The 23,617-nt window shown below is 61.4% G+C and carries 22 protein-coding genes; 12 read left to right on the forward strand and 10 right to left on the reverse strand.

From position 1 onward, the window contains the following. Window positions 1–957, forward strand: a complete 957-nt coding sequence (locus GTP58_RS06110) for an ion channel (protein WP_161076666.1) — start codon at window positions 1–3, stop codon at window positions 955–957. On the opposite strand, the gene GTP58_RS06115 is transcribed toward GTP58_RS06110, so the two are convergent. From GTP58_RS06115 to GTP58_RS06125, 3 genes are all read right to left on the reverse strand, one after another. After that, window positions 954–1,367: a hypothetical protein gene (locus GTP58_RS06115; protein ID WP_161076667.1), complete on the reverse strand. Its 414-nt coding sequence runs from the start codon at window positions 1,365–1,367 to the stop codon at window positions 954–956. The genes GTP58_RS06110 and GTP58_RS06115 overlap by 4 nt on opposite strands. Before the next feature lie 20 nt (window positions 1,368–1,387). After that, entirely contained in the window at window positions 1,388–2,494 is a 1,107-nt protein-coding gene (locus GTP58_RS06120; protein WP_161076668.1) for a DNA topoisomerase IB, read from the reverse strand. Window positions 2,495–2,580: 86 nt separating this feature from the next. Then, complete coding sequence (locus tag GTP58_RS06125) at window positions 2,581–2,808, reverse strand: hypothetical protein (protein ID WP_072784429.1); 228 nt, start codon at window positions 2,806–2,808, stop codon at window positions 2,581–2,583. A gap of 130 nt (window positions 2,809–2,938) precedes the next feature. Here GTP58_RS06125 and GTP58_RS06130 point away from each other — a divergent pair, with 130 nt between their 5' ends. Then, window positions 2,939–4,621: a S41 family peptidase gene (locus GTP58_RS06130; protein WP_161076669.1), complete on the forward strand. Its 1,683-nt coding sequence runs from the start codon at window positions 2,939–2,941 to the stop codon at window positions 4,619–4,621. On the opposite strand, the gene GTP58_RS06135 is transcribed toward GTP58_RS06130, so the two are convergent. From GTP58_RS06135 to GTP58_RS06165, 7 genes are all read right to left on the reverse strand, one after another. Beyond that, entirely contained in the window at window positions 4,618–5,421 is an 804-nt protein-coding gene (locus tag GTP58_RS06135) for a substrate-binding periplasmic protein (RefSeq protein ID WP_373924701.1), read from the reverse strand. The two genes, GTP58_RS06130 and GTP58_RS06135, sit on opposite strands and share 4 nt — an antisense overlap. A 54-nt stretch (window positions 5,422–5,475) precedes the next feature. Next, window positions 5,476–6,747 (reverse strand): DUF445 domain-containing protein, encoded by a 1,272-nt coding sequence (locus tag GTP58_RS06140; protein WP_161076670.1) that lies wholly within the window; start codon window positions 6,745–6,747, stop codon window positions 5,476–5,478. Between the two features lie 43 nt (window positions 6,748–6,790). Then, window positions 6,791–7,462: a flagellar brake protein gene (locus tag GTP58_RS06145; protein ID WP_161077279.1), complete on the reverse strand. Its 672-nt coding sequence runs from the start codon at window positions 7,460–7,462 to the stop codon at window positions 6,791–6,793. A 206-nt stretch (window positions 7,463–7,668) separates the two neighbouring features. Beyond that, window positions 7,669–8,418 carry a pseudouridine synthase gene (locus GTP58_RS06150; protein WP_084560102.1) on the reverse strand — a complete coding sequence of 250 codons (750 nt, stop codon included), beginning with the start codon at window positions 8,416–8,418 and terminating at the stop codon, window positions 7,669–7,671. 28 nt (window positions 8,419–8,446) lie between these two features. Next, entirely contained in the window at window positions 8,447–11,014 is a 2,568-nt protein-coding gene (locus tag GTP58_RS06155; RefSeq protein ID WP_161077280.1) for a [protein-PII] uridylyltransferase, read from the reverse strand. Window positions 11,015–11,032: 18 nt separating this feature from the next. Then, complete coding sequence (gene map / locus GTP58_RS06160; RefSeq protein ID WP_072784446.1) at window positions 11,033–11,854, reverse strand: type I methionyl aminopeptidase; 822 nt, start codon at window positions 11,852–11,854, stop codon at window positions 11,033–11,035. 122 nt (window positions 11,855–11,976) lie between these two features. After that, on the reverse strand, window positions 11,977–12,780 hold the full coding sequence (locus GTP58_RS06165; RefSeq protein ID WP_161076671.1) for an MHFG family PEP-CTERM protein: 804 nt from the start codon (window positions 12,778–12,780) through the stop codon (window positions 11,977–11,979). Between the two features lie 378 nt (window positions 12,781–13,158). Between GTP58_RS06165 and rpsB the strand changes: the two genes are divergently transcribed. From rpsB to GTP58_RS06215, 10 genes are all read left to right on the forward strand, one after another. Then, on the forward strand, window positions 13,159–13,911 hold the full coding sequence (gene rpsB, locus GTP58_RS06170; RefSeq protein ID WP_072784448.1) for a 30S ribosomal protein S2: 753 nt from the start codon (window positions 13,159–13,161) through the stop codon (window positions 13,909–13,911). 141 nt (window positions 13,912–14,052) lie between these two features. Continuing rightward, window positions 14,053–14,964: a translation elongation factor Ts gene (gene tsf / locus GTP58_RS06175; RefSeq protein ID WP_161076672.1), complete on the forward strand. Its 912-nt coding sequence runs from the start codon at window positions 14,053–14,055 to the stop codon at window positions 14,962–14,964. Window positions 14,965–15,085: 121 nt separating this feature from the next. Then, complete coding sequence (pyrH, locus tag GTP58_RS06180; RefSeq protein ID WP_072784450.1) at window positions 15,086–15,802, forward strand: UMP kinase; 717 nt, start codon at window positions 15,086–15,088, stop codon at window positions 15,800–15,802. Window positions 15,803–15,826: 24 nt separating this feature from the next. Continuing rightward, window positions 15,827–16,387: a ribosome recycling factor gene (gene frr / locus GTP58_RS06185; protein ID WP_072784451.1), complete on the forward strand. Its 561-nt coding sequence runs from the start codon at window positions 15,827–15,829 to the stop codon at window positions 16,385–16,387. A 126-nt stretch (window positions 16,388–16,513) separates the two neighbouring features. Next, on the forward strand, window positions 16,514–17,266 hold the full coding sequence (gene uppS / locus GTP58_RS06190) for a polyprenyl diphosphate synthase (protein ID WP_072784452.1): 753 nt from the start codon (window positions 16,514–16,516) through the stop codon (window positions 17,264–17,266). Further along, window positions 17,266–18,105, forward strand: a complete 840-nt coding sequence (locus GTP58_RS06195) for a phosphatidate cytidylyltransferase (protein ID WP_161076673.1) — start codon at window positions 17,266–17,268, stop codon at window positions 18,103–18,105. Before uppS ends, GTP58_RS06195 begins: the two co-directional genes overlap by 1 nt. A gap of 13 nt (window positions 18,106–18,118) precedes the next feature. After that, complete coding sequence (gene ispC / locus GTP58_RS06200; protein WP_161076674.1) at window positions 18,119–19,312, forward strand: 1-deoxy-D-xylulose-5-phosphate reductoisomerase; 1,194 nt, start codon at window positions 18,119–18,121, stop codon at window positions 19,310–19,312. Next, on the forward strand, window positions 19,309–20,664 hold the full coding sequence (gene rseP, locus GTP58_RS06205; protein WP_161076675.1) for an RIP metalloprotease RseP: 1,356 nt from the start codon (window positions 19,309–19,311) through the stop codon (window positions 20,662–20,664). Before ispC ends, rseP begins: the two co-directional genes overlap by 4 nt. Before the next feature lie 40 nt (window positions 20,665–20,704). Next, complete coding sequence (gene bamA, locus GTP58_RS06210) at window positions 20,705–23,041, forward strand: outer membrane protein assembly factor BamA (protein WP_161076676.1); 2,337 nt, start codon at window positions 20,705–20,707, stop codon at window positions 23,039–23,041. A 58-nt stretch (window positions 23,042–23,099) separates the two neighbouring features. Further along, the gene (locus GTP58_RS06215; RefSeq protein ID WP_161076677.1) at window positions 23,100–23,603 is read left to right on the forward strand and encodes an OmpH family outer membrane protein; all 504 of its coding nucleotides are present in this window, start codon (window positions 23,100–23,102) and stop codon (window positions 23,601–23,603) included. The last annotated feature ends 14 nt before the right edge of the window (window positions 23,604–23,617 follow it).

Genomic DNA, 23,617 nt, shown 5'->3' on the forward strand with positions numbered 1-23,617 from the left:
ATGAGCCAACAGCCGCCGCTGCAAAAAGCCGTACGGCCACGCGTAGGGCAGGTGCGCGGCGAATTCCAGCTCGGGACTTCGCGCATCAAACGCATCGGCATCAACCGCTGGCACTGGGGCGACATTTATCACTGGATGCTGACCATCGGCTGGCCGCAGTTCTTCCTGCTGATTGGCGCGCTGTACTTCTTCACCAACCTGGTATTTGCGCTGGCATTTTATCTGGTGCCGGGTTCGATCTCCAACGCCCGGCCGGGTTACTTCCCCGATTGCGTGTTCTTCTCGATCGAGACGCTGGCCACCGTGGGCTATGGCTTCATGAACCCCGGTTCGACTTATGGCCACGTGGTGGCCTCGACTGAGATTTTGCTGGGCATGGTGGAAGTGGCCGCCGTGACTGGCCTGCTGTTTGCACGCTTCTCGCGGCCGACGTCACGCATCATGTTTTCCGAGGTTGCCGTGATTACGCCGTTTAATGGCGTACCAACGCTGATGCTGCGCGCCGGGAACGAGCGCGCCAATCTGATACTGGAAGCCTCGGTGCGCGCTTCGCTGGTACGGCGCGAGACCACGCTGGAAGGACAGGTGTTCACGCGCTTCTACGATCTGACACTGGAACGCGAACATTCCGGCGTGTTCGCGCTGACCTGGACCATTCTGCACAAGATCGATGAATCCAGTCCGCTGTTCGGCAAGAGCCAGCAGGATTTGCAGAACGAAGGCACCACGCTGACGGTGGCGATTTCCGGCACCGACGATACGCTCAACGATTTTGTTCACGCGCGCCAGACCTATGCTGCCGAACATATCTACTTCAACCACCACTTTGCCGACATCATGTCCGACAAGCTGGAAGGCAATGTGCGTATCCTCGATTACAGCAAATTCCACGACATTTACCCGGACGGCAGCGGCGAAGGCCTGATGCCCGGCGCGGCACTCGCGCATCCGGGCTAATTGCCGAGCAGGTCGCGGGCGTTCAGCAGCGCATAGACGATATCGGGATTGTTGCGGAAGCAGCGGCGCAGCGCCGCCGGCAGCGCTTCATGCGTCTTGCGGCACAAGCCCGGTTGCTCGGCCAGCTTGATCGACAGGCCCATGACGGTGCTGACGCCGTGCACGCTAGGCGTGATGGTCAGCGTGATGCCCAGCAGCTCCCGCAAGCGCTGCTTGACGCGTCCCAGATCTTCATACGTGGCGATCGACTCAATGCGCTCGATGAGCCGCTTCTCTTCCTCGCGCGTGAGTTGCAGCACGCGGATATCAGCGCCTTCGCGCTCCCATGTATCGAGCAGTTCGTCGCGTCCGCACACGCAGGCGCCGGGCGGGCACTCTTTGCGGATAGGGAAGGGCGGGCTCTGAGACATAGCCCGATTTTACTCCGATTTTATGGGCGTTCCGCTGGTGTCTGCAGACGGTGTTGCAACAGTGCCAGCACGGCTGCTTCCTCGGGACGCAGCGCATGCAGGTCGTCTTTGAGCTGCTGTTGCGCGCGGCGGCTGAGCGTCTCGCGCATGGTGCCGTCAAGGTAAGACTCGATCACGGCGGGATGCACATAGCATTTGCGGCAGATGGTCGGCGTATTGCCGAGCCGTTTGGCGACCGACTCAATGGCCTGCACCACGTTCTTCTTGGCCTGTACTTCGGAGTCGTATTTTTCGTATTCCTGCAGCGCGACGGCGGCCAGCACGGTGCCGGCCCAGGTGCGGAAGTCCTTGGCGGTGTAGTCGGCGCCAGTGACGGTTTGCAGAAACGCGTTGACGTCGGCCGAATCGATGGCGTGCGGATTGCCTTCGTCGTCCTCGTACTGGAACAGTTCCTGGCCTGGCAGGTCGCGCACGCGGCGGATGATGCCGGCCAGCCGGCGGTCGTGCACTTCCACCGCATGATGTACACCGCTCTTGCCGCGAAAGCGGAATTGCACCTTGCCGCCATCCAGCCGCACGTGGCGGTCGCGCAGCGTGGTGAGGCCGAAGGATTTGTTCTCGCGCGCGTACTCCTCATTCCCGATCCGCATCAGCGTCGCTTCCAGCAGGTAGACGATGGTGGCGAGCACCTTCTCGCGCGGCAGGCCAGGCTGGCGCAGCGCGCCATCGACAGCGCTGCGTATCGATGGCAGGGCCTTGCCGAAGCTGAGCATGCGGCCGTACTTGGCATCGTCGCGATGCTCGCGCCAGCGCGGATGATAGCGGTACTGCTTGCGGCCGCGCGCGTCGCGGCCCGTGGCCTGCAGGTGGCCCAGCGGATGCTTGCAGATCCAGACATCGGTCCACGCCGGCGGAATCACCAGCGATTTGATGCGGGCCTGCGTGTCGTCGTCGGTGACGGCCTTGCCATCGGCGTCCAGGTAGCGGAAGTGTTTTCCGTGCCGGCGGCGGGCGATGCCTGGCTGGTCGTCGTGCACATAGCGCAGCCCCGCCAGCTTGGCGGCGATGGGGGCGGGCGTTGGGGAAGGGCAGGCTGCGGCGATGGCGGCGTGCGGGTCGCGTTTCATGGCTATCCTCGCTGATCGGGTCAGGAGCATGCTACGCCCGCGCGTGCCCGGACGATGTGCGCTAACGCACGCTTTGTGGCGGCGCTTCAGTCCATGCGCTTGAGGCGCTGGCCAACGATGCTCCACTTGCAGGCTTCGCCGTCGACGGTGCCGGTCAGTACCCAGCCGGTGCCGATCTTCTCGACGCCGATTGCGCACTCCAGCTCCTTCGCCAGTTTTTCAGCCCAGCCTTTGGCGGCGCCTTGGCCTTTGAATAATTCATGGCCGTCGTAGATCACGGTGGCGTCGAACACGGGGGCGGCAAATATGGTCATGATGCTCTTCCAAAAAAGTAAGCCGACATTGTGCCACGTCTGCGCTGCTGGAGTTGGCGAAGCACTGAGCTTGTGCGCCTGTTAAGGATCTGGCAATATCCGCCTTCTTGAATTTTAGGCAAGGCGGAGTATGAAACGGATTTCGGCAGCGCTACTGGCAGCGACGCTCGCTGCGCATTGTGCGGCGGCGAGTGTCATCGACAGCGCGCAGCACGTGCGGGCGCTGCGCGCGCAGGCGGACAAATTCACCATGGCTGGCGCCGCGCCTGCCGATTTGCAGCAGGCCGCCGCCTTGCTGGAAGAAGCGCAGCACTATCTGGACGGGGACGAGGTGGCTTCGGCCAGTCCTGCCTTGCAGCTGGATGCATATAACAACCTGATTCCGCTGGCGGCAGTCTACAGCCGCCAGGGGCGCAAGGAGGAGGCACTGGCCGCGTTGAGCAAGGCGCGCATGATACTGTGGTATCCCGGTGCTGCCCAGGCGCTGCGTGGCGGCAGCGACTTTGACGCTATCCGTGGCGAGCCGCGTTTTCAGGCCATGCTGGATGCATCGCTGACGCCGGACCGCGTATGGAAAGGTCCGGCCAGCGATCACCCCTACAAAGCGGCGCTGACGGTTGAGGAACGCATCGCCGGCCTGACCCAGTTCTGGACCGAGGCGCGCCACAGCTTTGTGTACTTCGACAAGGTGCCGGATCTGGACTGGGACCAGGTCTACCTGGACTATCTGCCCAAGGTGATGGCGGCGCGCACCACGCGCGACTACTATGCCGTCATGCTGGAGCTGGCGCCGTTGCTGAGGGATGGCCACACGAATATCTGGACGCCGGGAGAACTGGCCGATGAGTTTTACGCCGTGCCGCCGGTGCGTATGGCACTGGTGGAGGGGCGCGTGCTGGTGGCTTTCGTTGATGATGCAGCGCTGCGCGCACGCGTGCATGCCGGTGACGAGCTGCTGGCGATCGATGGCATGCCGGTGCACGACTATGCGCGGCAGCGCGTCTATCCGCGCATCAGTGCTGGCGCGCCGCAGGACCGGGACTTCCAGACCTACACGGTCGGTTTGCTGCGTGGCCGTGCTGCCGATGCCGTAACGCTGCGCCTGCGCGCCGCCAATGGTGCGGAGCGCGAAGAGAAAATCGCCCGCACCGGCAGCTACCTTGCGCCGCAAGCGCCGGAATTCAAGATGCTGGATCAAGGCATCGCCTACCTTCGCATCGAGCACTTCAGCGACAACACCGGCCTGAAAGCATTTGAGGCGGCGCTGCCGCAGATAATGAAGGCACGCGCACTGGTCATCGACATGCGCCGCAATGGCGGCGGCGATGGCCAGATCGGCTATGAGATCCTGAGCTACCTGACGCGCCAGCCGATCACCGGCGCGGTCAGCTACATCCGCAGCGACGATAGCTACAACCGCGCCAGAAGCGGCAACATCATGAGCTGGACGCAGCTGGCCAACGGCGGTTATGTGCAGCAGCGCGACCAGGTGTATGAAGGCCGTGTGGCCGTGCTCACCGGTCCGCAGACGTATTCCGCAAGCGAGGACTTCGTGGTGGCCTTCAACGTCTTGGAGCGCGGCCTGACGCTGGGCGAGGCGACTGGCGGCAGTACCGGCCAGCCGCTGAACTTCACATTGCCGGGCGGCGGCGGTGCGCGCATCTGCATCAAGCGCGACCTGTTTCCGGATGGCCGTGAATTTGTCGGCATCGGCGTGCCGCCGCAGATTGAGGTGAAGCAGACCGTGGCTGGCCTGCGCGCCGGCCGCGACCCGGTGCTGGAACGCGCGCTGGCGGAGCTGGGCAAGCCTTAGTGCGGCTTGAAGAAGTTGCGGATGACGCTGTCCATTTCGCCGCTGCGCTTCATTTGCAGGATGGCGGCGTCAAACTGCCTGACGAAATCGGGCTTGAACGCATAGCGGCCATTATCACGGCTGGTGTAGCCCAGGTAGGCCTGATTGCTGCCGATCTGTATGGCTTCTGCCAGTTCGGCGTGGGCGCCGCCTTCATCGTACTTGTGTTCCGCTTTGAGCTGGCTGATGGTCCACTGGATGGAGACACGGTCATTGATGTAGCAGTCGGTGCGCTTCAAGCCTAGCTTGATGATGTTGGTTTCGCTGTCCTTGCCTTCCTCGATGCGCAGCTTATGGGCCTGGACGGCCTTGTCGAACTCCTCGCCGCCGATGATGAAGCCGGCGTTGTTGCCGATGGTGAGGCCGTAGAAGTCCTCCGGCCAGCGCTTGCGCGGTTTGGCGGCGATAACATCCTTGCGGCAGTAGGCGACCACGTGTTCCTCATACAGCGGCTGCGAATAAGGCCAGGTCCACGGCTCGTCCTTGACGTTCATGTAGGGCGGGTAGAGCGCAAAGCCGGTGCCTGATTTGAGCAGGGCCATGCCGCGCTTCCATGGCACGGTTTGTACCTCGATTTTATAGCCGTGCATATGGCCGAAGGCGGCGCGCACGATGTCGTAATACAGGCCAACCGGCTTGCCATCTTTTTCGTAGGAGTAGGGCGGATAGCCGGCGTCGGCGTAAATGGTGACGGGAATATCGGCCCCTTGCGCTGTGGCGCATATCGCGGGGATGACCAAGGTAAGCCAGGATTTACGCACGCTGCTGTCTGAGATGGGGGCGGAAGCGGAAATAGACCTATCCTAACATGATAGTCAGCGCGCCAGCCACTCCATCGCCTGCGCACTCAGATAGAGCAGCAGGCCTATCATGCCGCCCACCAGCGTGCCGTTGACGCGGATGAATTGCAGGTCTTTGCCGATATTCAGTTCGATCTGGCGCGACATGTCCTGGTTGTCCCAGGCCTTGACGGTATCGCTGATGTGGCGCGTGAGGAAGCTGGAAAACGCCGGCGCCAGCGTGCGCGCCATGCCGGCCAAGTGCTGGTTGAGCGACGCCCGCATATCGGGATGCGCCAGCAGTTCCTCGCTGAGCCAGGCGCTGGCTTGCTGTACGCCGGTGCTCAGGCGCGAGTCTTCGGCCGCAATGTCGGCCCGGATCCAGTCACGTACGCTGATCCACAAGTCCTTGGTGTAGCGGTTGAAAGTCTCGCTGTCGCGCAGGTAGCGCTTGAACTCATCGCCCTTGGCGATAAAGGCGGGATCGGACTGCAGCCGCAGCACGAAGGCCTGCACCATCTCGTCAAAGCGTGCGCGCAGCTTGTGGTCCTTGTCGGCGGCGATGTTTTCCATGATGTTGTTGAGCGTATTGGCGATCATGGTGGCGCCGTTTTCGCTGATCCAGCCGGTCGGCAGCACCAGCTCCATGGCCGCATGCTCGCGTTTGAGCCAGCTGGTAATCAGTTCCGCCATCACCTGGCGCGTGGCCGGGCGGTTCAACAGGCCAATCAGCGCGCGCATGCCGTCGTCCAGCAGCTCCTGGTGGCGGCCTTCCCTGGTCAGGCTGGCGATCACGGTGCCCAGCGAGGGCGCCATATCCAGTTTGCCGATGGCCGCGTGCAGCGCGTCGCGCAGCAGCTGCTGGATGCGCGCATCGTCGGCCGTGGCCAGGATTTCCGGCACCAGCCTGGCCAGTTGTGCCGCCAGGTAGTTGCGGTTGGCCGGCGTCTTGAGCCACTCGGCCACGTTGGTGGCGGGATCGGACTTGAGGATCACGGCGGCCAGCGATTCCGGCTTGAGGAATTTGTCCTCGACAAAGCCGGCCAGGTTGTCGGCGATGCGGTTCTTGTTGTTGGGGATGATGGCCGTGTGGCGCGAGACGAAGGGAATCGGCACCTTGCGGAACAGCGCCACCACGGCAAACCAGTCGGCCAGCGCGCCCACCATGGCCGCTTCCGCGATGGCGCGCACACCATCGATCCAGAAGCCGCGCGGCAGCAGCGAGGTGATGATGAACATGGCTGCCGCTGCCGCCAGCAGCGACAGGGCCAGACGCTTGGAACGTTGTAATTCCTTTTCTTTGTCCATGCGCTGATTATGGCATGGACCGGTGCGCTGCTCTGTTAGCCGATCAACGGTATTTGTTGGAGTTCAGCTTGTCGAGCAGGCGCTTGAGTTCTTCTTCCATCATGGGCGACAGATTGATGAACTGGCAGCCGATCTGCACCTGCTCGCCCAGCAGGAAGGAGCGGAAGGTGCGCGACAGGCGTACTTCCAGGTCGGCGATCATCACCGAATCCGGTCCCAGTTCCAGGCGCACGCGCTGCAGCTTTTTGCCCACATGCAGGCCGACCGCGTCGCGCGGCGCGGCGCGCATGCCGACGCCGCCAGCCGAGAAGTCGTACAGCTGCAGCTCGTAGGGTTTGCCGTTCATGACGAAGGACGCCATGTAGTACACGCCCAGCGGCGTTTCCAGGCGGGTGGAAGCGCGGCGGTTCAGCACATTGCACTTGAGCGGGAATTCCAGCGGCAGCATGGTCGGCTGCTCGGGCAGCGTGGACCAGGTGTCGGACGACAGCTTGAACTGGATCTTGGACGAACGCATCCAGGCGACAAATACCGCTTCGCCCGGCGGCAGGAATTCACCTTCGTTGAGCTCCACCACAAAGTAGGGATTTTCCGGATCGACCGATTTAATCCGCGCCATCACCACATTGGTGGCGGACGACGGGTAAATGGAGACCGGCTCGCCGGAATCGGCAAGGAAAGTCAGGGCATCACCGATGTCATGTTCATCGGTCATGTCGTGCGGGTTCGAACCCGCCGCAATTGGCTCCACAGCGTCTTTTAGGGTGGGAGCCGGGCGACGAAATTCATTTGGTATTGGATCGTTCACGACGGCATATCTCTTTGATAATGACTTCTACAATGCGAGGTCGATCTACGCAGTTTACAGCGGATTCGCTATTTTGGCTTGCAAAAAGGCAAGAAAATTTAGGTACTTGTGGCTTAGAAGCGCTCATCCGGGCGCAAATAGCGCCATTGCCCCACGGGAAGATCACCCAGTTTCACTTTGCCGATGCGAACTCGTTTCAAACCAACAACTTTCAGTCCGACCATGTCGCACATGCGGCGGATCTGGCGCTTCTTGCCTTCGCGCAGCGTGAAGCTGAGCTGGTCGTCGTTTTGCCAGCGCACCTTGGCCGGCAACAGCGGCTTGCCATCCATCCACAGGCCGTGGTTCAGCTTTTTCAGGTCGCTGTCGGGCAGCTTGCCTGGTTTGGTGTATTCGACGCGCACCAGATATTCCTTGTCGACGTCGGTGGTTTCGCCGATCAGGTGCTTGGCGACGCGGCCATCCTGTGTCAGCACCAGCAGGCCGACGGAGTCGATGTCCAGGCGGCCGGCCGGTACCAGCGAACGCAATTGCGTCGGATGAAACATTTCCGGCGACGGATCGTCGGGCCAGCGGTTTTCCGGCTTGACCAGCACCACGGCTGGCTGGTAGCCATCCTCGGCCTGGCCACTGACGTAGCCCATCGGTTTATTGATCAGGATGGTCACGCGCTTGGATTGCTCGGCGGCAGCCTGGCGTTCCACGGTGACTTTCTGGCTCGGGTAAATCTTGGTGCCGAGTTCGGAGACGACGTTGCCGTCGACGCGAACCCAGCCGCGCGCGATCCACTCGTCGGCTTCACGGCGCGAGCACAGGCCCAGTTCGGACATGCGTTTGGACAGGCGGAGTAATTCTTCAGACATGATGATGCTCGTATTGGATAAAAACAGTTTATACCTTGATGGCGTCCAGCAGATCGGTTTCCAGCTGGATCTGGTTGCGGGCGTTGCTGAGCGCCGCACCGTCGATGAGGAATACATCTTCCACGCGCTCGCCCAGGGTCATGACCTTGGCCGTGTGCAGGTTGATTTTGTACTTGGTCAGCACATTGGCGATCGAGTACAGCAGGCCGGTGCGGTCATTGGCCGCGACCGACAGCAGATAATATTGACCCCGTTCGTCCGGGCGCAGGTCCACCGTCGGCTGGATCGGGAAGGTGCGCGACAGGCGCGACAAACGGCCTTTGCTCGGCGCGGGCAGGGCTTCCGGCGTGGTCAGCAGCGCGCACAGTTCGTGCTCGATGAGGCTGATGATGTCGCGGTAGTTCTTGGCGAAGTTCTGCTCGGTGACCAGGAAGGTGTCCAGCGCATAGCCGTGGCGCGTGGTGTGGATCTTGGCGTCCAGGATGGAGAAGTTCTTGCGGTCGAAATAGCTGCAGATGCGCGCGAACAGATCCGGCTGGTCCTTGATGTAGACGGCAATCTGCAGGCCCTCGCCGATCGGCGCCAGGCGGCATTTGACCACCGGCTGCTCGCTGTTGAAACGCTCGTACAGCGCGCGCGTTTGCCAGGCGATGTCGGAGGCGTCGTGGCGCAGGAAATAGGCGACGTCGAGCTGCTTCCAGAACGCTTCGTGCGCGTCCGGCGCCAGACCATACAGGCGCAGCGTGGCCAGCGCTTCCTGCTGGCGGTTGCGCAGTTCGTTGTCGGCGCTGTGCGGTTCACCGCCCAGCACGCGCAGCGTGATCTTGTACAGGTCTTCGAGCAGCTTGGCTTTCCACGCGTTCCAGACTTTCGGGCTGGTGCCACGGATGTCGGCCACGGTTAGCAGGTACAGGCTGGTCAGGTGGCGCTCGTCGCCCACCAGTTTGGCAAAGGCCTGGATCACATCGGGATCGGACAGGTCCTGCTTTTGCGCGACCTGCGACATGGTCAGATGGTTCTCGACCAGGAAGATCACCAGTTCGGTGTCCTCGTCGCTCATGCCGTGTTCGCGGCAGAACTGTTCGGCGTCGGCCATGCCAAGCTTGGAGTGGTCGCCGCCACGGCCCTTGGCGATGTCATGGAATAGCGCGGCCAGATACAGCACCCACGGCTGCGGCGAGTTGGCCATGAGCTGGCTGCAGAACGGGTATTCGTGCGCGTGCTCGGCCATGGTGAAGCGGCGCATATTGCGCACCACCATCAGAATGTGCTGGTCGACCGTGTAGACGTGGAACAGGTCGTGCTGCATCTGGCCAACGATCTTGCGGAAGTTGGGCAGGTAGCGGCCCAGGATGGACAGGTCGTTCATGCGGCGCAGCGCATGGATGATGCCGACCGGCGCCTGCATGATGCGCAGGAACAGCGAGCGGTTGACCGGATCGGCGCGGAACGCAGCATCGATCTGGAAGCGCTCGTGCCACAGTGCGCGGGTGGCGCGCGCCGTCATGCCCTTGAGCGAAGGGCGCTCGGTCATGAGCAGGAAAATTTCCAGCATGGCCGACGGATTCTTCTCGAAGGTATCGTCGTCGGCAATGTCGATCAGGCCGTTGACGTCGTTGAAGCGCTCGTTGATACGCACTGCTTCGCCGGATTTCGGGAACAATCGCTCTTCGATATTCTGCAGCAGGATGGTGTTGAGCTGGGTGACGGTCTTGGCGGCCCAGTAGTAGCGCTGCATCAGGTATTCGCTGGCGCGGCGCATGTGGACGCCGCTGCCGGTGGCGGTCAGGCCCAGCGATTCGGCAATCGCGGTCTGCACGTCAAATACCAGGCGGTCTTCGCGGCGGCCGGCGTGCAGGTGCAGGCGCACGCGGATGTCCTTGAAGGCGCGTTCCTTTTCCATGAGCTGCTTGGCTTCGGTCTGGGTAATCAGGCCGCTGGTGGCCAGCGTGCGCCAGGAATTGGCCAGGCCGGAGGCTTTGACCAGCCACAGGATCACTTGCAGGTCGCGCAGGCCGCCCGGGCTCTCCTTGCAGTTGGGCTCCAGGCTGAAGGCGGTGTCCTCGTACTTGGCGTGGCGCTGGCGCATCTCCAGCAGCTTGGCGTGGAAGAAGGCGCGCGGGTCCATGGCGGCCTCATAGCGTGCTTCCAGCTGCTGGAACAGCTGCTCGTCGCCGCAGATGATGCGCGCTTCGAGCAGGCTGGTCTGGACCGTGATGTCGGCGGCGGATTCGGTCAGGCACTCGTCCACGGTGCGGATGCTGTGGCCGATTTCCAGGCCCAGGTCCCACAGCAGCTGCACCAGTTCTTCGAGTTTTTCCGTGGTGGCGGCGTCGGGCGACTGCTCCAGCAGGATCAGCAGGTCAACGTCGGAATACGGGAACAGCTCGCCGCGGCCGTAGCCGCCGACGCCAATCAGCGCCGTGTTGTCCGGCAGGCCGGCCGCGTGCCAGGCCGTGGTGAGGACGGCGTCGACGCTCTGGCGCAGGCTGCGCAGCAGCTTCTCCGGCTTGCCGTCTTCCTTGAAGGCGGCGATCACGACCTGACGGTCAGCCTTGAGTTGGCGCTTGAGCTGTTCGCGCAGTTCCTTCTTCATCACGGCCGTGTTCACGGTTTATGCTGCCTTGGCGGCGCCGCCGGTCACAAACGCGGGCGGCGGCGGGCTGCCGGCCGACAGCGTCAGCACTTCGTAGCCGGTGTCGGTCACCAGGATCATGTGTTCCCACTGGGCCGACAGGCTGCGGTCCTTGGTCTTGATGGTCCAGCCGTCGCCCATTTCGCGGATTTCGCGGCGGCCGGCGTTGATCATCGGCTCAATCGTGAAGATCATGCCGGTTTCCAGCTTGACGCCGGTGCCCGGACGGCCGTAGTGCAGCACTTGCGGCTCTTCGTGGAACACCTTGCCGATGCCGTGGCCGCAGAATTCGCGCACCACGCTGTAGCCGGCTTTTTCGGCATGCTGCTGGATGGCGTGGCCGATATCGCCCAGGAAGGCGCCCGGCTTGACTTGCTGGATGCCCAGCCACATGCATTCATAGGTGACGTCGGACAGGCGCTTGGCCATGATCGACGGCTCGCCGATGAAGAACATGCGGCTGTTGTCGCCGTGGTAGCCATCCTTGATGACGGTGATGTCGAGGTTGACCACGTCGCCGTTCTTGAGCACTTTATCGCCCGGGATGCCGTGGCAGATCACATCGTTGACCGAGGTGCAGATGGCTTTCGGGTAGGGCGTGTAGCCGGGCGGGCAGTAGTTCAGCGGCGCCGGGATGGTGCCCTGGACGTTGACCATGTATTCGTGGCACAGGCGGTCCAGCTCGCCGGTGGTGACGCCCGGCTTGACGAAGGGGGTGATGTAGTCCAGCACTTCCGAGCCCAGGCGGCCGGCAACGCGCATGCCTTCGATATCTTCGGCGGTTTTGATGGAAATAGACATATTGGATCGCAATCTGCAAAGTAAACGGTGAACACGCCCGGCGCGCTCGCGGTGGGGCGAGCAGCGCGTGGCGTGCAATATGTCGAAATTATAAACGACGGCGAGGTGGTCGCGCAGGCTGCTTATTTGCGGGTGGTGGCCGCGGCCTTGCGGGCGCGGCGGCGGGCTTGCCAGCCGAGTAGGCCCAGACCTGCCAGCAGCATGGCCCAGGTGTCAGCTTCCGGCACGGCAGTGATTGGGCCAAGGAATGGGTCGTCATCCTCGCCAAACGCGCCGTGGCGGCCAAATGCGCCATAACGGCTGGCATCTGCGGCGTCGGCAAGTTCTTCCTCGGTCAGGATGTCGTGCAGCGCATCCAGGGCGCGCTTTTGGGCGGCATGGCGCTGCATTTCTTCTGGCTCGTCCAGGGCAATGTCCTCGTGTCCTGGCGCGTCAAGCAGTCCAAGATCAGCGAGTTCGACCGGTATGCCTTGTTCTGCCTTGCCCTTGTCTGCGGACGTGACCGGCTTTTTGTTGGCGGCCGCCGCAGCGTCGTTGCGCGTAATACGGCTGACGTTGCCGCAGATGCGCGGCACCAGGATGCAGTATTCGCCGACGCAATACACGGCGCCCGGCTCATTGCGGGTTTCTGCCCATTTGTCGCGGGTGACGGTGCTGCACACCGAGGCCTTGCCAAAGTGCATGTCGCGAATGGCTGGGTTGTACTGGTACTTGCCGGTGATCTGGCTGCGCGTGATATTGACCGTGTCGTCCGACTGGCTTTCTTCCATGCGGCGCTTGAGCGTACTGCGCACGGAGGCTGGAATGTCGGTGTAGCGCTCGATGGCGGCGGCATTGCCGCCGGTGTAGGGATTGTGGCCGGGATTATCCCAGGAGCAGTTGGGCTGAATGGCGGCGGCCAGTGTGACAGCTAGCAGTAAGGGCATGATTGTTCTCTCAGGCTGAACGCTATCGCAGGGGTTGGGCGCGGCGAGGTTGGTAAAAAGAAACTAAGATATCTTCAATGATATTACATTTCTGGCAGCTATGAACGTTCCGGGAGGAATTTATTTGTTCTATGAGGTATTTTGGTGCAGCCGGACGTGGCGATAATGTGACGCTTGCACCACGATAGGGCGGACGTCCTATAGAGGGCGATGCTTGATTAAGTGCCTGTTTATGAGGTAGAATCTCGGGTTGCTTGAATTTGGTTTAAGCAATGTTGTAATTTTCGTTAATTTAAACACGCGAATCCGATCGACAAGGGTGCCTGGCAATCGCTAAGGTGACTGGTCGGATTCCAGATCTAACCCTGGAGCAAAATTATGTCCGTAACTATGCGCGAAATGCTGGAAGCCGGTATCCACTTCGGCCACCAAACCCGTTTCTGGAACCCAAAGATGGCGCCGTTCATCTTCGGTCACCGCAACAAGATCCATATCATCAATCTGGAAAAGACGATGGCTATGTATCAAGAAGCGATGAAGCATGTTAAGCAAGTCGCCGCTTCCCGTGGCACCATCCTGATGGTTGGCACCAAGCGTCAAGCTCGCGATATCATTGCTGCCGAAGCCCAGCGCGCAGGCGTTCCTTATGTTGACCAGCGTTGGCTGGGCGGCATGCTGACCAACTTCAAAACCATCAAAACCTCGATCAAGCGTCTGAAAGACATGGAAGCCGCTGTGCAAGACGGTTCGGTAGAGAAGCTGTCGAAAAAAGAAGCGCTGATGTTCCAACGCGAAATCGTCAAGCTGCAAAAATCGATCGGCGGCATCAAAGACATGGGCGGCGTTCCTGACGCAATCTTCGTCGTTGACGTTGGCTACCATAAAGGCGCTATCACCGAAGCCGCTAAACTGGGCATCCCAGTCATCGGCGTGGTCGATACCAACCACTCGCCAGAAGGCGTGCAGTACGTTATCCCTGGTAACGACGACTCCTCGAAAGCAATCACGCTGTACGCCCGTGGCGTTGCAGATGCGATCCTGGAAGGCCGTGCAGCTGCTGGTGCTGACGTAGTCGAGGCGATCAAAACCGCAGCCGGCGACGAATACGTCGAAGTCAGCGAACAGGCTTAATCGTTCCTGATAAGCTGTAAGGAAAAAGGGGTGGCCAACAGCTCCCCCTTTTTTTTAACGTAAATGGTTGGAGCGAAGTTAATCAACTCGCCGCTCACCATCCCACCGAATTCCGAATTACCGAATTAACAGGAGAAACACATGGCAGCGATTACTGCAGCAATGGTAGGCGAACTGCGCGCGAAAACTGACGCGCCGATGATGGAATGCAAAAAAGCACTGACCGAAGCCGAAGGCGATCTGGCCCGTGCGGAAGAGATCCTGCGCGTCAAACTGGGCGGCAAGGCATCGAAAGCGTCGGCACGTATCACCGCTGAAGGCGTGGTAGCGACCTACATCGCTGGCGGCATCGGCGCGCTGGTGGAAGTGAACTCGGAAACCGACTTCGTTGCGAAAAACGACGATTTCCTGGCCCTGTCGAACACCGCCGCCAAGCTGGTGGCTGAACACAACCCAGCCACCGTTGAAGCCCTGCTGGCACTGCCAGCTGGCAACGGCCAGACCCTGGATGAAGTGCGCTCGGCCCTGATCGGCAAGATCGGCGAGAACATGACCATCCGCCGCTTCCAGCGCTTTGAAACCACCGGCAAACTGGCATCGTACCTGCACGGCACCCGTATCGGCGTGATCGTCGAGTTCGAAGGCGCGGACGAGCAGGTTGGTAAAGATGTGGCAATGCACATCGCTGCAATGAAACCAGTGTCGCTGTCGGCTGACCAGGTACCTGCAGAACTGATCGAAAAAGAGCGTTCGGTAGCAAAACTGAAAGCCGATGAAGATGCAGCTGCTGCCATCGCCGCCGGCAAACCAGCCCAGCCTGCCGACATCGTCGCCAAGCGTCTGGAAGGTTCGGTACAGAAATACCTGAAAGAAGTATCGCTGCTGAACCAGGCATTCGTGAAGAACGACAAACAGTCGATCGAACAGATGCTGAAAGAAAAATCGACCACCATCAAAGCCTTCACCATGTACGTGGTAGGCGAAGGTATCGAGAAGAAAGTAGACGACTTCGCAGCTGAAGTGGCCGCTCAAATGGCCGCTAACAAAGCGTAATCAAGAAAACGGGCCGAGAGGCCCGTTTTTTTAAGCCCGCAGCAGTGCCCGGCGTTGGGCGAGGTATCATAAGCGCCGGCAAGCCTCACCCCGTACAACCAATCAATAGGAGCCCCGTCTCATGTCCAAACCAGCCTACAAGCGCGTACTCCTCAAATTATCCGGCGAAGCCCTGATGGGGGATGATCCTTACGGCATCAACCGCGGCACGATCGAACGGATGGTGGCCGATGTGGCCGAAGTCGCGAAACTGGGCGTGGAACTGGCGATCGTCATTGGCGGCGGCAATATCTTCCGTGGCGTCGCGCCCGGTGCGCAGGGCATGGACCGCGCCACCGCCGACTACATGGGTATGCTGGCCACCGTGATGAACGCGCTGGCCCTGGCCGACGCCATGCGCCATGTCGGCATCACCGCGCGTGTGATGTCCGCCATCGGCATCGAGCAGGTGGTCGAGCCATATGTGCGCCCGAAAGCGCTGCAGTACCTGGAAGAAGGCAAGGTCGTGGTGTTTGCGGCCGGCACCGGTAACCCGTTCTTCACCACCGATACCGCTGCCTCGTTGCGCGGTTCGGAAGTGAGTGCGGAGATCGTGCTGAAAGCCACCAAGGTGGATGGCGTGTACACTGCCGATCCAAAGAAAGACCCGAACGCCACGCTGTATCGCTCGATCACTTTCGACGAAGCGATCGCCAAGCACCTGCAAGTCATGGACGCCACCGCGTTTGCGCTGTGCCGCGACCAGAAACTGCCGATCAAGGTGTTCTCCATCACCAAGCCGGGCGCGCTGATGCGCGTCATCATGGGCGAGGATGAAGGTACACTGGTTCACGTTTAATCTAGAAATAACAGGAGAGCAGCAATGTCCGTAGCTGACGTTAAAAAGAGTGCCCAAGACCGCATGACCAAATCGCTGGAAACCCTGCGTGGTGACCTGGCCAAAGTCCGTACCGGCCGCGCCCACACCGGCATCCTCGATCACGTGATGGTGGATTACTACGGTAACCCGACCCCGATCAACCAGGTGGCCAACCTGACCCTGGTCGATGCGCGTACCATCGGTGTGCAGCCATTCGAGAAAAAGATGGCGGCCGCCATCGAGAAAGCCATCCGCGACGCCGACCTGGGCCTGAACCCGGCCGCCCAGGGCGACGTGATCCGCGTACCGACCCCGGCCCTGACCGAGGAGCGCCGCAAGGAAATGGTCAAGCTGGCCAAGGGCGAAGCGGAAGATGCCAAAGTTGCCGTGCGCAACATCCGCCGCGATGCCAATGAAGGCCTGAAAAAGCTGGTCAAGGATAAAGCCATCTCGGAAGACGACGAGCGTCGTGGCACCGATGAAGTGCAGAAGCTGACCGACAAGTTCATTGTCGACATCGACAAGATGGTGGGCGAGAAGGAAAAAGAGATCCTGACGGTTTAATCCCGTCGGCGCCAGCAGCTGACTCAGCACCCGGTCCGCAAGGGCCGGTTGCCGGGTCCGGTTGACTGGCGTCTTGTCTTTTTAAGCTACACCTGCAATACTTTATACTTTGGCACCAAAGTTTTCATGAAATATACGAGTTCGACTACCGAGGTACCAGACGCGCCTGCCGTGCCACGCCATGTGGCCATCATCATGGACGGTAACGGCCGCTGGGCCACCAAGCGCTTTCTGCCGCGCGTGGCGGGACACGTCAAAGGCGTGGAAGCCGTGCGTACCGTGGTTGAATCCTGCGCCCGCCGCGGCGTCGAGTACCTGACCCTGTTTGCCTTCAGCTCGGAAAACTGGCGTCGCCCGGAAGAAGAAGTGTCGCTGCTGATGCGCCTGTTCGTGACGGCGCTGGAACGCGAAGTCTCCAAGCTGCACGCCAACAACATCCGCCTGCGCGTGGTGGGCGACCTCAGCCGCGCCGACGACAAGCTGCAAAGCATGATCGCCGCCGCCGAGCGCAAGACCGCCGCCAACACCCGCATGACGCTGACCGTGTGCTTCAACTACGGCGGCCGCTGGGACGTGATGCAGGCCGTCGGCCAGATGGTCAAAGCCCATCCTGGCGTGAGCGATTTCTCCGAAGAGCAGCTGGCGCCGCACCTGGCCATGGCCTATGCGCCCGAGCCCGACCTGTTCATCCGCACCGGCGGTGAGCAGCGCATCTCCAATTTCCTGCTGTGGCAGCTCGCTTACACCGAGCTGTTCTTCACCGACACCTACTGGCCGGACTTTTCCGCCGGGTGTCTCGACGAGGCGATCGCCTCCTACCAGCACCGCGAACGGCGTTTTGGCCGCACCGGTGCGCAACTGGCTGAAAAGACAAGCTGATGCTGAAAACGAGGATTATTACCGCTGTGGTCTTGCTGGCGGTGCTGCTGCCGGTCCTGTTCTTCAACTATTTCCCTGCCTTTGCGCTGGTGGTGACGCTGTTTGTCGGCGCCGCCGTGTGGGAGGGCGCGCGCCTGTTTGGCCTCAGCGAGAGCAAGGCCCGTGTGGCCGGCTTCGTCGGCGGTATGCTGTTTGTCGCGCTGATGTATTCGGCCAAGCCGGGCGCGGTCAACGCGCTGTTTGGCGTGGCGGCGCTGCTGTGGATCATCCGCTATGCGCCGACGCTGGGCATGGGCCTGCCGCCACTCGGCGGCGCCGCCAACTGGTCGCTGGCGATCACGTTTACGTTTGCGCTGTTTGCCGCTTTCTTTGCGATCGTCGGCCTGTACCTGCATTCGCCGCTGTACCTGCTGTCGGTGATGGTGCTGGTGTGGATCGCCGATATTGGCGCCTACTTCTCGGGCAAGGCCTTCGGCAAGCGCAAGCTGGCGCCGTCGATCTCGCCGGGCAAGTCCTGGGAGGGCGCAATCGGCGGCGCGATTGCCGTGCTGGCACTGGCCGCGCTGTCGGTGGTGCTGGCCGATGGCGCCGCACCATGGCTGCAGGACACCTTCGCCTACAAGCTGCATGCGCGCTTCGGCTGGGGCCTGACGCTGCTGATCCTGGCGGTGATCGTGATGTTCTCGGTGATCGGCGACCTGTTTGAATCCCAACTCAAGCGCCGCGCCGGCATCAAGGACAGCAGCAACCTGCTGCCTGGCCACGGCGGAGTGCTTGACCGTGTGGACGCGTTGATCCCCGTGCTGCCGATGGCCGCGCTGGTCACGTCCTGGCTCTGAAAGTAGTTTAATCATGCAACGTATCACCGTATTAGGCGCCACTGGTTCGATCGGCGTATCCACGCTGGACGTGGTGGCGCGCCATCCCGGACGCTATTCCGTGTATGCCCTGTCGGCGCACAGCCGCGTGGACGAACTGGCCGCGCAATGCGTGCAGTTCCGTCCCGCGCGCGCCGTGGTCGGCACGGCGGCGGCAGCCGACCGCCTGGCAGCGCTGCTGCGCGCGGCCGGCGTCAAGACGGAAGTGGAGTGGGGCGAGCAGGCGCTGTGCAGCATCGCCAGCGCGGCGGAAACCGATAGCGTGATGGCGGCCATCGTCGGCGCCGCCGGCCTGGCGCCAACCCTGGCCGCAGCGCGCGCCGGCAAGAAGGTCCTGCTGGCCAACAAGGAAGCGCTGGTCATGTCCGGCCAGCTGTTCATGGACGCGGTTCACGCCTCCGGCGCCGTGCTGCTGCCGATCGACAGCGAACACAATGCCATCTTCCAGAGCATGCCGCAGTTCGGCGGCAAGATGCCGGCCGTGCGCGACGCCTCGGCCGGTATCGCCAAGATACTGCTGACCGCATCGGGCGGCCCGTTCCTGACGCGCGACGTCGCCACGCTGGACGCAGTAACGCCGGAGCAGGCGTGCAAGCATCCTAACTGGTCGATGGGCCGCAAGATTTCGGTGGACTCGGCCACCATGATGAACAAGGGCCTGGAAGTGATCGAGGCGCACTGGCTGTTTGGCGCCCCGGCTGACCGCATCGAAGTGGTGATCCATCCGCAGTCGGTGATCCATTCGATGGTGTCGTACACCGACGGTTCGGTACTGGCGCAGCTGGGCAACCCCGACATGCGCACGCCGATCGCCCACGCGCTGGCCTACCCGGAGCGCATCGCCTCCGGCGTCGCCCAGCTGGACCTGACCCAGATGGCCGGCCTGCATTTCCACCAGCCGGATTTTGAACGCTTCCCGTGCCTGCAGCTGGCGTTTGACGCGCTGCGCGCCGGCGGCACGGCGCCAGCCTTGCTGAACGCGGCCAACGAGGTGGCGGTGCAAGCCTTCCTTGATTTGAAAATCGGCTTCCGCCAGATCGACCGCGTGATCGCCCACGTGGTGGACACGCTGCCGCATGGCGACGCCCACAGCATCGAGGCGGTGATGGCGCAGGACGCTGCCGCGCGCGCCGCTGCTGAAGTCTGCGTCGCCGGACTGGCCAAATGAACTTCCTGCAAACCCTGCTGGCATTTGCCGTCTGCCTGGGCTCCCTGATTATCTTCCATGAGCTGGGACACTATCTGGTGGCGCGCTGGTGCGGCGTGAAAGTGCTGCGCTTCTCGGTCGGCATGGGCAAGGTGGTCTGGTCGCGCCGTTTCGGCCCCGACCAGACCGAGTGGGCCATTTCCGCATTGCCGCTGGGCGGCTACGTCAAGATGCTGGATGCGCGCGAAGGCGAGCTGACTGGCTTGTCCGAAGCAGAGATGCAGCGCGAGTTCACGCGCCAGAATGTCTGGAAGCGCATCGCCATTGTGGCGGCCGGCCCGCTGGCCAATTTCCTGATCGCGATTGTGCTGTTCACCGGCCTGTATATGTACGGCGTCGAAGAACCCAGCAGCAAAATCAGCGTGGAGGCGGGAACCGCAGCGGCGCAGGCAGGACTGCATAGCGGCGACGTGGTCACCGCTGCCAATGGCCAGCCAGTGCATGGCTGGTCCGAACTGCGCTGGCAGTTCATTCAATCCGCTATCGACAAACATGATCTGCGCCTGGCCGTGGATCGCGCAGGGCAGGGCCGTGTCGCGGCCACGCTGCCGGCGTCCGCGCTGGCCGGCCTGGATCTGGAAGGCGATGTGCCGTCCCAGCTGGGGGTGGGCGTTGCACTGCCAGCGCCGGTGGTGCTGCGCGTGATGCCCGGCAGTCCGGCCGAACTCGCGGGTCTGCGCGAAGGCGACCTGCTGCTGGCGGCCGACGAGCAACCGGTGGCCGATGGCCGCGCTTTTATCACCGCCATCCAGGCGGCGCCCGGCAAAGCCGTGCAAGTGCTGCTGCAGCGCGCCGGCCAGCAGGTGACGGTCAGTGTGCTGCCGAAGCCGGAACAGGCAAAGACCAGCAAAGGAACTGTAACAGTCGGTAAGATCGGCGCGGAAATCGCCAGCCGCCCGGATATGATCACCGTGCCCTCGGCGCCACTGGAGGCGGTCGGCAAAGGCGTGGTTCGCGTCTGGGACACATGTACGATGACGCTGAAGATGATCGGCAAAATGATCACCGGCGAAGCTTCGCTGAAGAACGTCACCGGCCCGATCACCATTGCCGATTACGCCGGCCAGACCGCACGCATGGGCGTAGCAAGCTATTTGAGCTTTATTGCGTTCATCAGTATTAGTCTGGGGGTAATGAATTTGCTGCCAATTCCCGTTCTAGACGGGGGGCATTTGCTGTATTATTCGCTGGAAGTTTTAACTGGGCGTTCTGTGCCGGAACGCGTCGGCGACATTGCGCAGCGTCTGGGCATGGGTTTGTTACTCACGCTGATGCTGCTGGCGGTGTTTAACGACGTCGCCCGGCTGCTGTAGCTGTACTGTGTAGTTCTCGTTGATTGAGCCATTGAACCCGATGAAATTATATTCTGACCGTATTACTTCAACTTCCTTGCGCCGTAGCCTGATCGGCGCCGCTGTCCTGGCACTGTGCAGCGGTAGCGCCATGGCGATCGATCCTTTCATCATCAAAGATATCCGCGTCGAAGGGATCCAGCGTACAGAAGCCGGTACGGTCTTCAGCTACTTGCCGGTACGAGTCGGCGAAACCTTCAACGACGACAAATCCATCGCGGCCATCAAGGCCCTGTATGCCACCGGCTTCTTCAAGGATGTGAAGCTGGAAAAGGACGGCCAGGTGCTGGTGGTGCTGGTGGAAGAACGTCCGGCCATCGCCAAGGTGGAATTCACCGGCACCAAGGAATTTGAAAAAGACACGCTGGTCAAGGCGCTGAAAGACATCGGCGTCGGCGAAGCCAAGATTTTCGACAAGGCCTCGGTTGACCGCGCCGAACAGGAACTGAAGCGCCAGTATCTGTCGCACGGCCTGTATGGCGTCAAAGTCGTCACCACCGTCACGCCGATCGAGCGTAACCGCGTCAACATCACCTTTGCGGTGGACGAGGGCGAAGTCGCCAAGATCAAGCAGATCAACATTGTCGGCAACAAGGTGTTCTCGGATAAAGAGCTGAGGGAAAACCTGGCGCTGAATACCGGCGGCTGGTTCAGCTGGTACACCAAGGCCAACCAGTATTCCAAGACCAAGCTGACCGGCGACATCGAGTCGCTCAAGTCCTTCTATCTGAATCGCGGCTACATCGAGATGAATATCGATTCGACCCAGGTGTCGATCACGCCCGACAAGAAGGACATTTACATCACCATCAACATCACCGAGGGCGAGAAGTACAAGGTCTCGGACATCAAGTTTGAAGGCGAGACCTTCGGCCGCGAGGAAGAACTGCGCCAGCTGGTGCTGCTGAAGCGCGGCGCCACCTATTCGGGCGAGCTGCTGACCGCCACCAACAAGCTGATTTCGGACCGCCTGGGCACCTTCGGCTACGCCTTCGCCAACGTCAACGCCAATCCGGACATCGACCGCGACAAACGCGAAGTGGCGTTCACCTTCTTCATCGATCCGGGCAAGCGCGCATATGTGCGTCACATGAACATCGCCGGTAACACCACCACCCGCGATGAAGTGATCCGCCGCGAATTCCGCCAGTTCGAATCGTCGTGGTACGACGCCAACAAGATCAAGCTGTCGCGCGACCGCGTCGACCGTCTGGGCTACTTCAAAGACGTCACCATCGACACGCCGGAAGCGCAGGGCACGTCCGACCAGGTCGACGTCAACCTGACCGTGACCGAGAAACCGACCGGTAACTTCCAGATCGGCGGCGCGTTCTCGCAGTCGGAGAAGTTCTCGTTCCAGGCAGCGATCCAGCAGGCCAACTTTGCCGGTTCGGGCACCACCGTGGGCCTGGAGCTGAACACCTCCAAGTACACGCGCACGATTTCGTTCTCGCAGACCGACCCGTACTACACTGACGACGGCGTCTCGCGCGGCTACGAGCTGTATCTGCGGACGCAGCAGCCGCCGGCGCTGAACATCGGTTCGTACACCATCAAGCAGCAGGGCGGCCGTATCAGCTACGGTGTGCCGTTCTCGGAAGTCGATACGGTGTTCTTCGGGATTGGTCTGGAACGTTCCAAGATCACCACCGACCAGACGTCGCCAGTGCGCTTCCAGGATTACGTGAACACGATTAACGGCACCACCACCGGTGTCGGTACCGCCTCCACCAACGCCGTGCCGCTGACCGTCGCCTGGGCGCGCGATAGCCGTGACTCGGCGCTGACCCCAACCGTCGGCCGCTACCAGCGCGCCAACCTCGAGATCGACCTGGTCGGCGCACAGAAATACTACCGCGCGGTGTACGAACACCAGTGGTACAAGCCGATTTACCAGAAGGTCACGCTGGCACTCAAAGGCGAGATCGACTATGGTCACGGCCTGGGTAACAGCAGCTATCCGGTGTTCAAGAACTTCTACGGCGGTGGTATCGGTTCGGTGCGCGGCTATCTGAGCTCCTCGCTGGGCGCGGTCGACTACCGTTACGGCGATGCGCTGGGCGGTGCTTCGCGCCTGATCGGTAACGCCGAACTGCAACTGCCATTCCCGGGGTCGGGCCAGGACCGCAGCTTGCGCTGGTTCGGCTTCCTGGACGGTGGCCAGGTTTATCAGGAAGGCGAAAAGATGCGCGCTTCGCAGCTGCGTTATTCGACCGGTCTGGGGATCAGCTGGATTTCGCCGGTCGGTCCGCTCAAGTTGAGTTATGCTAAGCCTTTGAACGCCAAGCAGGGCGACCGCCTGGAACGCTTCCAGTTCCAGATGGGCTCTGGCTTCTAATGTTTGATGGCATTAATTTTTACCTCGGAGAAATAAGTTGAAGACTGCATCCGCTACCATGACCAAATATCTTGCCGGGCTTGCATTGGGCTGGTGTGCATTGGCGCCGGTGCAGGCGCAGACTTCGGCCTCGCGCATTGCATGGATCAGCCCTGAGCGCATCTACAATGAGTCGAAGCTGGCCAAGCTGGCGGAAGAAAAGCTCAAGGAAGAGTTCAAGAACCGCGAAAAAGCCATGGCCGATATGGCCGGCCGCCTGAAGACGGCGTCGGAAAAGCTGGACAAGGATGCGCCGGCGCTGAGCGAAGCCGACCGCGTCAAACGCCAGCGCGACGTGTTTGAGCTGGACAAGGAATACCAGCGCCGTCAGCGCGAGTTCCGCGAAGATGTCAGCCAGCGCACCAATGAAGAACGCCAGGCGATTTCGGAAAAAGCCACCAAAATCATCAAGCAGCTGGCAGGTGTCGAGGGCTTCGATATTGTGCTGCAGGACGCCGTCTGGGCCAGCAACCGTATCGACATCACCGACAAGGTGCTGGCGGCGCTGGATAAAGACAAATAAAACAAGGATCACCC

This window comes from Duganella sp. CY15W, assembly GCF_009857555.1.
Taxonomy (GTDB): Bacteria; Pseudomonadota; Gammaproteobacteria; order Burkholderiales; family Burkholderiaceae_D; genus Rugamonas; species Rugamonas sacchari.